The sequence below is a fragment of the Nocardioides maradonensis genome (assembly GCF_054777115.1).
Genome location: NZ_BAAHAZ010000021.1, coordinates 78,520 through 90,471 on the forward strand (window position 1 = coordinate 78,520; position 11,952 = coordinate 90,471).

11 protein-coding genes and 1 pseudogene are annotated in these 11,952 nt (G+C 70.7%); 5 read left to right on the forward strand and 7 right to left on the reverse strand.

What is annotated here, in order from left to right; translation table 11 throughout:
- Positions 1–27: 27 nt before the first annotated feature.
- The 3 genes from ACYVAQ_RS20600 to ACYVAQ_RS20610 all read left to right on the forward strand — a co-directional run bounded on the left by ACYVAQ_RS20600 (position 28) and on the right by ACYVAQ_RS20610 (position 2,846).
- On the forward strand, positions 28–489 hold the full coding sequence (locus ACYVAQ_RS20600) for an Lrp/AsnC family transcriptional regulator (RefSeq protein ID WP_460792392.1): 462 nt from the start codon (positions 28–30) through the stop codon (positions 487–489).
- A 403-nt stretch (positions 490–892) separates the two neighbouring features.
- A complete protein-coding gene (lnt, locus tag ACYVAQ_RS20605; protein WP_460792393.1) occupies positions 893–2,530 on the forward strand; it encodes an apolipoprotein N-acyltransferase in 1,638 nt (545 codons plus the stop codon).
- The gene (locus tag ACYVAQ_RS20610; protein ID WP_460792394.1) at positions 2,436–2,846 is read left to right on the forward strand and encodes an FxsA family protein; all 411 of its coding nucleotides are present in this window, start codon (positions 2,436–2,438) and stop codon (positions 2,844–2,846) included. Before lnt ends, ACYVAQ_RS20610 begins: the two co-directional genes overlap by 95 nt.
- Positions 2,847–2,850: 4 nt before the next feature.
- On the opposite strand, the gene ACYVAQ_RS20615 is transcribed toward ACYVAQ_RS20610, so the two are convergent.
- The 4 genes from ACYVAQ_RS20615 to ACYVAQ_RS20630 all read right to left on the reverse strand — a co-directional run bounded on the left by ACYVAQ_RS20615 (position 2,851) and on the right by ACYVAQ_RS20630 (position 7,025).
- On the reverse strand, positions 2,851–3,237 hold the full coding sequence (locus ACYVAQ_RS20615; protein WP_460792395.1) for an RNA polymerase-binding protein RbpA: 387 nt from the start codon (positions 3,235–3,237) through the stop codon (positions 2,851–2,853).
- Between the two features lie 116 nt (positions 3,238–3,353).
- Positions 3,354–4,727, reverse strand: coding sequence for an MFS transporter (locus tag ACYVAQ_RS20620; protein ID WP_460792396.1), 1,374 nt, complete (start codon positions 4,725–4,727; stop codon positions 3,354–3,356).
- 24 nt (positions 4,728–4,751) lie between these two features.
- Positions 4,752–5,489, reverse strand: coding sequence for a glycerophosphodiester phosphodiesterase (locus ACYVAQ_RS20625; RefSeq protein WP_460792397.1), 738 nt, complete (start codon positions 5,487–5,489; stop codon positions 4,752–4,754).
- Positions 5,490–7,025 (reverse strand): helix-turn-helix domain-containing protein, encoded by a 1,536-nt coding sequence (locus tag ACYVAQ_RS20630; RefSeq protein ID WP_460792398.1) that lies wholly within the window; start codon positions 7,023–7,025, stop codon positions 5,490–5,492. It abuts the gene before it with no gap.
- A gap of 73 nt (positions 7,026–7,098) precedes the next feature.
- Between ACYVAQ_RS20630 and ACYVAQ_RS20635 the strand changes: the two genes are divergently transcribed.
- Positions 7,099–8,115: a zinc-dependent alcohol dehydrogenase family protein gene (locus tag ACYVAQ_RS20635; protein WP_460792399.1), complete on the forward strand. Its 1,017-nt coding sequence runs from the start codon at positions 7,099–7,101 to the stop codon at positions 8,113–8,115.
- Between the two features lie 9 nt (positions 8,116–8,124).
- Here ACYVAQ_RS20635 and ACYVAQ_RS20640 read toward each other — a convergent pair whose 3' ends face one another.
- Entirely contained in the window at positions 8,125–8,277 is a 153-nt protein-coding gene (locus tag ACYVAQ_RS20640) for a hypothetical protein (RefSeq protein ID WP_460792400.1), read from the reverse strand.
- A gap of 110 nt (positions 8,278–8,387) precedes the next feature.
- On the opposite strand from ACYVAQ_RS20640, the gene ACYVAQ_RS20645 reads away from it, so the two are divergent.
- Entirely contained in the window at positions 8,388–10,730 is a 2,343-nt protein-coding gene (locus tag ACYVAQ_RS20645; protein WP_460792401.1) for an ATP-binding cassette domain-containing protein, read from the forward strand.
- Here the strand turns inward: ACYVAQ_RS20645 and ACYVAQ_RS20650 are convergent.
- Both ACYVAQ_RS20650 and ACYVAQ_RS20655 read right to left on the reverse strand, forming a co-directional pair.
- Positions 10,727–11,734 (reverse strand): PucR family transcriptional regulator, encoded by a 1,008-nt coding sequence (locus tag ACYVAQ_RS20650; protein ID WP_460792402.1) that lies wholly within the window; start codon positions 11,732–11,734, stop codon positions 10,727–10,729. The genes ACYVAQ_RS20645 and ACYVAQ_RS20650 overlap by 4 nt on opposite strands.
- 108 nt (positions 11,735–11,842) lie before the next feature.
- Positions 11,843–11,952 (reverse strand): annotated as a pseudogene (locus ACYVAQ_RS20655) (pyridoxal 5'-phosphate synthase lyase subunit PdxS); the annotation flags it as partial.

The following is an 11,952-nucleotide window of genomic DNA, read 5'->3' on the forward strand; positions in this document are numbered from 1 at the left end:
CCGTAGTGGGTGCAATAGGGTGACCGCGTGAGCAAGCCGCAACCGATCGAAGCGACCGACCGCCAGATCCTCGAGCTCCTGGCGACGGACGGTCGGATGTCGTTCACCGACCTCGGCAAGGCCACCGGCCTGTCGACGTCCGCGGTGCACCAGCGGGTCAAGCGCCTCGAGCAGCGCGGCCTGATCCTCGGGTACGGCGCCACCGTCAACTACGCCGAGATCGGCCTGCCGCTCACGGCGTACATCGCGATCCGTCCGCTGGAGCCCTCCCAGCCCGACGACGCTCCGGAGAAGCTGACCGTCCTCACGGAGGTCGAGGGCTGCTGGTCGGTCGCCGGCGACGAGTCCTACCTGATCAAGGTGCGGTCCACGTCCCCGTCCGACCTGGAGGACCTGCTGGGTCGGATCCGGGCGGTCGCGAACGTCGCCACCCGCACGACCATCGTGCTGCGCACCTACTACGAGAACCGGCCCGTCACCGCGGAGTGACGCACTACCCGGCGTGGCGCACGGCGACACGCCGATGAGAACAGGTTTTTTCTCGGAAATCTGCGCGCGAACCGGCGCGCTGTGACCTGCGGCTTTACGCGTTTGTGCAGGTCAGCCGGTGGTTGACAGACCCACTCACTCTGACGAAAAGTAACGTCTCGTTCGCTCGTGCAGGTCGTGGACAAGCGAACCGACGTCCGAGTGGCTGAGGCCGGGGGAGAAGCGCCAGCTCCACCCGCCCCCAGTTCGCGGAGGCCGGTTCGCCCCTCGAGAGCGACCCGGGAGGGGTCCCGGTCTCCCTAGACAACAGCTCCGCGCCAGCAGCCGGCCGGTGCCGCGAGGTGGACCGAAGGAGACGGGAACCCTCCCGGAGCCCTGAAGGGCGGGCAGTAGATTGCCCGCTGTGACGGCCCGCCTCCTGACTGCCGCCCTCTGCGGGGCGCTGCTGTCGGCGGCGTACGAGCCGGTCACGATCCCGTACGTCCTCCCGTTCGCCGTCGCCGGCCTGGTCCTCGCCCTCCGCTCCCTGTCGGTACGACGGGCGGCGCTGGTCGGCTGGGTCTTCGGGTTGTGCTTCTTCGTGGTGCACATCGACTGGATGGCCCGCAGCATCGGGGTCGGCGCCTGGCTCGGGCTCACCCTCGCCGTTTCCTTCACCTACGCCCTGGTCGGCGCCGCGTCGCCGCTGGTCCGCACGCTGCCGTGCTGGCCGCTCTGGCTGGCCGCGGTCTGGACCGGGATGGAGGACCTGCGCAGCACCTGGCCGTTCGGCGGCATGCCCTGGGGACGTCTCGCGTACGCCGCCATCGACACCCCCGTCGCGCCCGCGGTCGCCTACACCGGCATGAGCGCGCTCAGCTTCGGTCTCGCCCTCCTCAGCTGCCTGCTCGCCCGCGCCGTCGAGGACCGCAGTCCCCGCTGGGCCGTCGCCGCGGCCGGCACGCTCGGGCTGCTCAGCCTCCCCGCACTCGTGCCGGTGCCCTTCCACCAGGACGGCGAGACGACCGTCGCCGCCGTCCAGGGCGACGTCCCGGGCGGCGACAACATGCTGGCCGACCCGCGCGGCATCACCCGCAACGAGGACAGCGGCACCCGCCGCCTCGCGGCCGACATCGCGGCCGGCCGCCGCCCGAGGCCCGCGTTCGTCCTGTGGCCCGAGAACTCCAGCGTCGTGGACGTCTTCTACGACGCGATGGTGAGCCAGCTGATCACCCAGGCCGTGACCACCATCGGCGTGCCCGTCGTGGTCGGGGCGGTCGTGCAGCAGGGTGACCACGAGATGCTCAACCAGGGCATCGTCTGGGACCCCGTCACCGGTCCCGGTGACCGCTTCACCAAGCACCACCCGGTGCCCTTCGGCGAATACATCCCCCTGCGCAGGCTGCTCGGCGACCCGCGGTTCGGCCGGCTCGGCATGATCCCGCGCGACATGGTGGGCGGCACCCGCACGACACCGCTCACCGTGGCCGGGGTCCGGCTCGGCGACGCGATCTGCTTCGACGTCGCCTACGACGAGGTGCTGCGTGACCAGGTCCGCAACGGAGCGCAGATGCTCGCCGTGCAGACGAGCAACGCCACGTTCATCTACACCCGCCAGGTCGACCAGCAGTTCGCCATCACCCGGATGCGGGCGCTGGAGGAGGGGCGCTGGCTGGTGGTCGCCTCGACGAACGGGCTGTCCGGCGTCATCGCCCCCGACGGCAGGGTGGTGCAGACGCTGCCGCGGCGTACGTCCGGGATCCTGGAGGCCACCGTCGGCCTGAGCTCGTCCCTCACGCCCGCCGTACGGCTCGGAGCCTGGCCCTCGCACGGCATCGCAGCCCTCGCCCTCGTCGCGCTGGCGTGGGGTGCGGTCACGTATCGTCGAGGCCGTGGGGAGACGACGTCGCAGGCTGGCCGTGGTCCTCTTCGTCGCGTTCATCGTGATGCCGCTCGTCGAGCTCTACGTGATCATCAAGGTGGGCAGCCTGATCGGGATCCTGCCGACGATCGCCCTGCTGGTCCTCGACAGCCTGCTGGGGACGTGGCTGATCCGTCGTGAAGGCGGCCGCGCGTGGCAGGCGCTGCGCGAGCGGCTCGAGACCGGTCGGATGCCGCACCGCGAGCTGGCCGACGGCGCGCTGGTCGTCCTCGGTGGCACGCTGATGCTGAGCCCCGGGTTCGTCACCGACGTGTTCGGCATCCTGCTGGTGTTGCCGGTCACGCGGCCGCTGTTCCGTCGGCTGATGCTGTCGTACGCCGCCGGGCGGGCCACGGGCTACGTCACCGGGAACATGACGGGCACAACGCCAGGAGGCACCCCGGGCGGACCCGGAGTGCCTCCTGATGTGGTGCGTGGCGACGTCGTCGACCAGTGACGACCTAGGCGTTCGCCTTGCGCTTGCGCGCGTTGGCGCGGTGCAGGTGCGCCGGGCCGATCTCGCCGCCGCGGAGCAGCTCGAGCCGCTCGTCGAGGATGGCCTGCAGCTCCTTCTCCGAGCGCCGCTCGAGCAGCATGTCCCAGTGGGTGCGCTGCGGCTTCTCGTTCTTCTCCTCGCGGGCGATGCCCGAGACGTTCTCGGCCTCGAGCCCGCAGCGCGGGCACTCCCAGATCGCGGGCACCTCGGCCTCGTCCGACATGGTGATCTCGAAGACGTGACCCTGGGGACAGCGGTATCCCACCTGCTGCCGCGCGGCGAACTCGATGCCGCGCTCGTCCTCGAAGGACTGCCCGCCCAGGCGGGCTCCCCGCAGTGTGCGCTCGGCCATTGCTACCCCTCCAGCTGACGATTCGACGGGGAGCGGATCGCGCGTCCCCAGTTGTTCAACGTTACCCGCGGGGAAAAGGTTTCAACCACAACGAAGGAATCGGCGGAAGAACCCGCTCAGGACGTCGCTTGCGCCTCTCGGATCCCACGCGCCGGGTCCACCCTCAGCAGCACCACCAGGCCCAGTGCGAACAGCACGATCAAGGACAGGATGGCCGGCCGGTAGGAGCCGGTGACCTGGAAGACGACGCCGAACAGCAGCGTCCCGACCCAGGACGTGCCCCGCTCGCAGGCGTTGTAGAGCGCGAAGTACTCACCCGCCCGGCCGCGGGGGATGAGCATCGAGAAGAAGGACCGCGACAGGGCCTGGGTGCCGCCCATGACGATCGCGATCGCGACGCCGGCCGCCAGGAACGCCGCCACGTTGCGGGCCGGCAGGAAGATGGCGAGCACGACGATCGCCATCCAGGCCACCGTGCCGCCGACGATGCACCGGTAGGCGCCGTACCGCGCCGCGACCCGGCCGAAGAGCAGCGCGCCCCCGAAGGCCACGAACTGGATCATCAGGATCGCCGCGATCAGGACGCTGTCGCCGAGGTGCAGCTGCTTGGAGCCGTAGATGGACGCGCTGTAGATGACGGTCTGGATGCCGTCGTTGTAGAAGAGGTAGGCGATGAGGAACGTCATCGTGACCGGGTACGCCGGCAGCTGGCGCAGCGTCGTCCAGAGCTGGCCGAAGCTGCGGGCGAGCAGGCCGCCGGACTCGGGCAGCACGGACTGCGCGGGGTGGTCCTTGAGCCGGACCACCGGGATGATCGTGAACGCGGCCCACCAGACCGACGCCGACAGCAAGGACAGCCGGACCGCGAGTTCCTTGTCGATGCCGATCGCGGAGTGGCCCAGCACCATCGCCAGGTTGACCAGGAGCAGCAGCCCGCCGCCGAGGTAGCCGAACGCCCAGCCCCGCGACGAGACGGCGTCGCGCTCGGCGTCGGTGGAGATGTCGACCAGGATCGCGTAGTAGCTGACCAGCGAGCAGCCCGCGAGGACGCTCGAGACGACCACCGCGACAGCACCGAGCTGCCAGTGGTCGTCGTACATGAAGAACAGCAGGGAGCCCACGAAGGCGCCCGCCCACGCGCACCAGCCCATGTGCAGCCGCTTGCGGCCGGAGCGGTCGACCATCGCGCCGACGACCGGCAGCACGAACGCGCTCGCGATGGTCGCGAAGCTGGTGAGGTACGACGGCAGCGAGCCCGCCGCGAGGTGCAGGCCGAGCACGTCGACCGTCCGCGCACAGGTGTCGTCGGGAGAGTCGCCGCACCCCGCCGCCCGGCCGGCCACCGTGATCATCAGCGGGCCGAACAGGACCGTCAGGACCGTGGTGAAGAACGCCGAGTTCGCCCAGTCGTACCAGTACCAGGCCTTCTGCTCCCTCGCCCGCGCAAGCGGGGTGAAGTCACCGAGCGCCTGCGGCGCACCTGTGGTCATGTCGTCCTCCCTCGCGGCGGTCCCTCACCACCGGCCCAGCTCCTGGAGCACATCCTTGAGCACGTCGGTGCGGTCCGTGAAGATGCCGTCGACGCCGAGGCCGACCAGCTCGCGGATCTCGTCGGCGTCGTCGATGGTCCAGACGTGGACCTGCTTGCCGGCGGCGTGGGCGCGCTCGACGAAGCCGGGGGTGACGATCGTGACCCCCCGCGCCCGGTGCGGCACCTGGAACGCCGTGAACTCGTCGCCGGCGAGCCGGGCCAGCCGGGTGCTCGGGGCAAACCGCCACGCAGCGATCTCGACCGGGTCGGCGGCCGTCGCGACCCGCCCGCCGGTGAGCCGCCGGAGCTCGCGGGTCCGAGCGCGGGAGAACGAGCCGACGGTGAGCCGGTCGTGGAGGCCGCGCTCCTCGACGAGCGCTGCCAGCGCCGCCGGCGTACCGGCTGCCTTGAGGTCGATGTTGAACCGTGCCTGCGGGAAGGCGTCGAGCAGCGCGGCGAGGGTCGGCACCTCCTCGCGCCCCGCGATCCGCGCCTCCCGGATCTCGGCGAGGGTGAGGTCGGCGACGGCGCCCACCCGGTCGGTCACCCGGTCCAGGACGGCGTCGTGGAAGGCGAGCAGGACACCGTCCCTGGTCAGGTGCACGTCAGTCTCGAGGTGCGTGTAGCCCAGCGCCACCGCGTGGGTGAACGCCGCCAGCGTGTTCTCCAGGCCCTCGATCTCCGGGTGGTACGCGCCGCCACGGTGGGCGAACGCGATCATCTAGATGTCCCGGAAGGTCTCGATGTCGGCACCCAGCGAGCTGAGCCGCTCGGCGAGGTCCTCGTAGCCGCGGTGGATGACGTAGGTGCCGCGCAGCACCGAGGTCCCCTTGCTGGCGAGCATCGCGAGCAGCACGACGACGGCCGGCCGCAGCGCCGGCGGGCACATCAGCTCGGCACCGGTCCACGACGTCGGTCCCTCGATCATCACCCGGTGCGGGTCGAGCAGGGTGACGTGGCCACCGAGCTTGTTGAGGTCGGTGAGGTAGATCGCGCGGTTGTCGTACACCCAGTCGTGCAGGTACGTCGCCCCGTCGGCCGTCGCCGCGATGACCGCGAAGAACGGCAGGTTGTCGATGTTGAGCCCGGGGAACGGCATCGGGTGGATCTTGTCCCGGGGCGCGACGAGGTCGGAGGGGAAGGTGCGGATGTCGACGAGCCGGGTGCGGCCGTTGGCCGCGAGGTACTCCTCGGACAGCTCGCAGCGGAAGCCCATCTCGCCGAGCACGGCGAGCTCGATCTCGAGGAACTCGATGGGCGCCCGGCGCACGGTGATCTCCGAGCGGGTCACGATGGCCGCCGCGAGCAGCGACATGGCCTCGATCGGGTCCTCGCTGGGGGAGTAGTCGACGTCGACGTCGATGGTCTCGCGGCCGGTGATGGTGAGCGTCGTCGTACCGATGCCGTCGACCTGGACGCCGAGGGCCTGCAGGTAGAAGCACAGGTCCTGGACCATGTAGTTCGACGACGCGTTGCGGATGACGGTGCGGCCCGGGTGCAGGGCGGCGGCCATCAGGGCGTTCTCGGTGACCGTGTCACCGCGCTCGGTGAGGACGATGGCGCGGTCGGGGCTGATGGCGCGGTTGACCTGCGCGTGGTACCAGCCGTCGGTCGCCTTGACCTCGAGGCCGAAGGGACGCAGCGCCGACATGTGCGGCTCCACGGTGCGGGTGCCGAGGTTGCAGCCGCCGGCGTAGGGGAGGTCGAAGTCGTCGGAGCGGTGCAGCAACGGCCCGAGGAACATGATCACCGAGCGGGTGCGACGGGCCGCCTCCTCGTCGATGTCGGTGAGGTCGAGGGTCTTCGGCGGGACGATCTCGAGGTCGTTGTCGTCGTTGAGCCAGCGCGTCTGTACGCCGAGGCTGGAGAGCACCTCGAGCAGCCGGTTGACCTCCTCGATCCGGGCCACCTTGCGCAGCGTCGTGCGCCCTCGGTTGAGCAGCGAGGCGCAGAGCAGCGCGACGCCCGCGTTCTTGGAGGTCTTCACGTCGATCTCGCCGGAGAGCGTGGTGGGGCCCTTCACCCGGAGGTGGGTCGGGCCGGCGCCGAGCGCCACGATCTCGGAGTCCAGGGCGCTGCCGATCCGCTCCAGCATCTCCAACGACATGTTCTGGTGGCCGCGCTCGATCCGGTTGATCGCGCTCTGGCTGGTGCCGAGCCGGTCCGCGAGCTGCGCCTGGGTGAGGCCGCGGTGCTTGCGGGCGTCCCTGATCAGGTTGCCGATCCGGCTCTTGTAGTCGGTGCTCTCGACAGTCATGTACCCGACGGTAACTCATATATGAGATAGAGCGCCATCGGCGTGCCGACCGGCCGACCAGCACAATGGTGCCATGCGTGCCACGACGATCCACGGACCCCGCGATATCCGCTTCGAGGAGGTCGCCGACCCGGCGATCAAGAAGCCGACCGACGCCATCGTGCGCGTCACGGCCGGCTGCATCTGCGGCTCGGACCTGTGGCCCTACCGCGGCGAGAACCCGATCCGGCCCGGCGCGACGATTGGTCACGAGTGCATCGGCGTGATCGAGGAGGTGGGCAGCGAGGTCGCTTCGTTCCGGCCCGGTGACTTCGTGGTCGTGCCGTTCTGCCACTGCGACAACACCTGCCCGCACTGCGCCTACGGCGTGAACTCGGCGTGCGTGAACCTCGGGATGACCTCCAGCGGTCAGGGAGAGCTGGCCCGGGTCAACCAGGCCGACGGGAGCCTGGTCAAGGTGCCCGAGGCGCCCGACGCGTCGTCGTACGCCGCCCTCCTCACGCTCTCCGACGTCATGCCGACCGGGTGGCACGCGGCGGTGTGCGCCGGGGTCGTGCCGGGATCGACGGCGGTCGTCGTCGGTGACGGCGCGGTCGGGCTGTGCGGGGTCCTCGCCGCCTCGGCCATGGGGGCCGAGCGCGTCATCGCGATGTCCCGCCACGAGTCGCGGCAGAAGATCGCCACCCTGTTCGGCGCGTCCGACGTCGTGGCCGAGCGGGGCACGGAGGGCATCGCGCGGATCAAGGACCTGACCGACGGTGTCGGTGCCGACGCTGTGCTCGAGTGCGTCGGCACCGGTGAGTCGATGTCGACGGCGATCGCGATCACCCGCCCCGGCGGCGGGGTCGGCTTCGTCGGCGTACCGCACGGGGTGGAGCTGCCCACGCGCAAGCTGTTCGAGACCAACATCGGCCTGCGCGGCGGCATCGCTCCGGTACGCCGCTACCTCCCGGACCTGCTGGAGCGCGTGCTGTCCGGTGCGATCGACCCGAGCCCGGTCTTCGACCTGACCCTGCCGATGGAGCAGGCGGCCGAGGGCTACCGGGCGATGGACGAGCGGCGCGCGATCAAGGTGCTGCTGCAGCCCTGACGCACCCTGTCAGCCGAGGTCGCCGCGGCACTCGCAGCCGTGGTCGCAGGGCAGGTAGTGGTGGGGCGCGTGTCCGCAGTGCCGGCACGGGAGGTCGTGGGACAGGTGGACCCGGTGGCCGTCCTCGACGACCCTGACCTGCACCTCGGCTGCTCTCGGCATGCTTGTCACAGTAGGTTCGCCACGGACGTCGTACCTCCTGCAGACGTCCCGGATCCGGGTAGTCAGGACGGGCCAGTCGCCGGCCCGAACGCACACGCGAGGGAGCATCGATGGACGCCGACCGGCACGACACGATCCGGGTGCAGGGCGCCCGCGAGAACAACCTCAAGGACGTCTCCGTCGAGCTGCCGAAGCGCCGGCTCACCGTGTTCACCGGGGTGTCCGGCTCGGGCAAGAGCTCCCTGGTCTTCGGCACGATCGCGGCCGAGTCGCGTCGGCTGATCGACGAGACCTACTCGACCTTCGTGCAGGGGTTCATGCCGAACCTCCCGCGTCCCGACGTCGACGTGCTGGAGGGGCTGACCACGGCGATCCTGGTCGACCAGGATCGGATGGGCGCGAACGCGCGGTCGACGCTCGGCACGGTCACCGACGCCAACGCCATGCTGCGCTCGCTGTTCAGCCGGCTCGCGACGCCGTACATCGGCGGCCCGACGGCGTTCTCCTTCAACATCCCGACAACGACGGTCGGCGGGGCCTCCGTCACCGAGTCAGGAAAGAAGAACGTCGTCCGCAACCAGGTCTACCTGGGCGGGATGTGCCCGACCTGCGATGGCCGGGGCACGGTCTCGGAGCTCGACCTCTCCGCGATCGTCGACGAGACGAGGTCGCTGGAGGAGGGCGCGATCCTGGTGCCGGGCTACACCGCCGACGGCTGGCTGGTGCGGACGTACGCCGAGTCGGGGTTCTTCCCCGCGGACCGGCCGATCCGGGAGTTCACCGAGCAGCAGCGCGCCGACCTCCTTCACAAGGAGCCGGTGAAGATCAAGGCCAAGGGCATCAACGTCACCTACGAGGGCCTGATCCCGAAGCTGCGCAAGTCGATGTTCAGCAAGGACCCGGACGCCCTGCAGCCGCACATCAAGGCGTTCGTGGAGCGAGCCGCGGTCTTCGGGGAGTGCCCCACCTGCGAGGGCACCCGGCTCAACGAGTCCGCGCGGACCCCGACCATCCAGGGAAAGAACATCGGCGAGGTGTGCCGGATGCAGGTCACCGACCTGGCGGCGTGGGTGCGGACCATCGACGATCCCGCGGTCGCGCCGCTCGTCGCCTCGCTGCTGCACCTGCTCGACGCCCTGACCGAGATCGGGCTGGGCTACCTCTCGCTGGACCGCCCCTCCGGCACGCTGTCGGGCGGCGAGGCGCAGCGGACCAAGATGGTCCGCCACCTCGGCTCGGCGCTCACCGATGTCACCTACGTCTTCGACGAGCCCACGATCGGCCTGCACCCGCACGACATCGAGCGGATGAACAACCTGCTGCTGGAGCTGCGGGACAAGGGCAACACCGTGCTCGTGGTCGAGCACAAGCCCGAGACGATCGCCATCGCCGACCACGTCGTCGACATGGGGCCGGGTGCCGGGAGCGGCGGAGGAGAGGTCGTCTTCGAGGGCACGTACGACGAGCTGCGGACCGCCGACACGCACACCGGCCGGCACCTGGCCTACCGGGCCGCGCTCAAGGAGTCGGTGCGACAGCCGTCGGGCGTGCTCGAGATCCGCGGCGCCGACATGCACAACCTCCAGGACGTCGACGTCGACATCCCGCTCGGGGTGCTGACCGTCGTCACCGGCGTGGCCGGGTCGGGCAAGAGCTCGCTGATCCACGGGTCCGTCGCGGGGCGGCCGGGCGTCGTCGTCATCGACCAGGCGCCGATCAAGGGATCGCGGCGGAGCAACCCGGCGACGTACACGGGACTGCTCGAGCCGATCCGCAAGGCCTTCGCGAAGGCCTGTGGGGTGAAGCCGGCGCTGTTCAGCGCGAACTCCGAGGGCGCGTGCCCCACCTGCAACGGCGCGGGCGTGATCGTCACCGAGCTGGGCTTCATGGACTCGGTCTCGACCCCGTGCGAGGACTGCGGCGGCAAGCGGTTCCAGGCCTCCGTGCTGGAGCTGCGGATGGGCGGCCTGAACATCGCCGAGGTGCTGGACCTGCCGGTCTCCGAGGCACTCGCGTTCTTCTCCGCCGGCGAGGCGAGGACGCCGGCAGCCGCGGCCATCCTGAGCCGGCTCGAGGACGTCGGCCTCGGCTACCTGCGGCTCGGTCAGCCGCTGAACACCCTGTCCGGCGGCGAGCGTCAGCGGGTCAAGCTGGCGATGAACATGAAGGACTCCGGTGAGGTCTTCGTGCTCGACGAGCCCACGACCGGCCTGCACCTGGCTGACGTCGAGAACCTGCTCCTGCTCCTGGACCGGCTCGTCGACGCGGGCAAGTCGGTCATCGTCATCGAGCACCACCAGGCCGTGATGGCCCATGCCGACCGGATCATCGACCTCGGCCCGGGCGCCGGCCACGACGGCGGTCGGGTCGTCTTCGAGGGGACGCCCGCCGAACTCGTCGCCGCCCGGTCCACGTTGACCGGGGAGCACCTGGCGGCGTACGTCGGAGGCTAGGACTTCTCCTCTCCGAGCCAGCGGGTCGCCAGCCACAGCGTCGCGCGGGTGTCGGCCTCGTCGAGGTCGACCTGGAGCAGGGTCTCGACCTGGGCGAGGCGGTGCCGGACGGTGTTGCGGTGGATCTCGAGCGCCCGCGCCGTGCGCTCGTTGCTGCCGTGGCTGCGCAGCCACGTGTGCAGCGTCGCCAGCAGCGTCCGCGCAGGCTCGGTGGCCGGGTCACCGAGCGGTCGCAGCACGTCCCGCGCGAACGCCGCACGGTCGGCGTCCTCGACGATGGCGCCGACCGACAGGTCCTGCCCATCCCCGACGTGCAGCGCGACCCCACGACCCCGCGCGACCTGGAGGGCTCGCCGAGCCTCGCGGTCGGCCGCCGGCAGCGCGTCGAAGGGGTGCGGTCGCGAGCACCCCAGGGTCCAGCCGTGCGGCACGGTCGTGCCCCGCGGGAGCGCACCCGCGACGAGGGCGGTCAGGTGCTGCCCGTCCAGGTCGAGGTACGGCGTGCCGAGCGCGGTCCGCATCCGGGTCACGTCGACCGCGGTCTGGCGCTCGGTCGACGTCGTCCCCGTCGTGTCGAGTCGACCCCGCACCACCACCCAGTCCGCGGCACGGCCGCCGGTGACGTCGCTCAGCAGGCCCTCGACGTCGGCCGGCGTCCGGCCGACGAGGAGCCGGACCAGCGCGGAGTTTCCCTCGACCTTGCCGTCCAGCGAGTGCCGCGGGTTGACGAGGAGCGCGAGCAGCCAGAGACCGGTCGCGATGGTGCGGCGCTGGCTGAGCGTCAGTGCGGTCGCACCGACCACGCCCAGCACGAACCGGCCCCCGCCGGGGGAGCCCGTCGGGACGACGTACACGGAGATGTGGAGGCGGTCGCCGAAGGTCGCGACCGCGCTCTGCTCACCGGCGTCGAGCCGCACCACGCCGTGTTCGGCGAGGAGCTGCCCGGGCCGGTCGCGATCGTCGTACCGGCGGCCGACGAGGCGCACGCCGCCGAACTGACCCACCGGTGGCGGGAAGCCCTCCGGCTGCGTCCGCGGGAGACTCCGGAACTCACAACAGATCAGGGTCGCCGGCTGAGCCGGCGACCCTGATCGTGGTGACTGACGAGACGACTACCAGCCGCGTTCGGCGAGGCGGTGCGGCTGCGGGATCTCGTCCACGTTGATCCCCACCATCGCCTCACCCAGACCCCGCGACACCTTCGCGATCACATCCGGGTCAT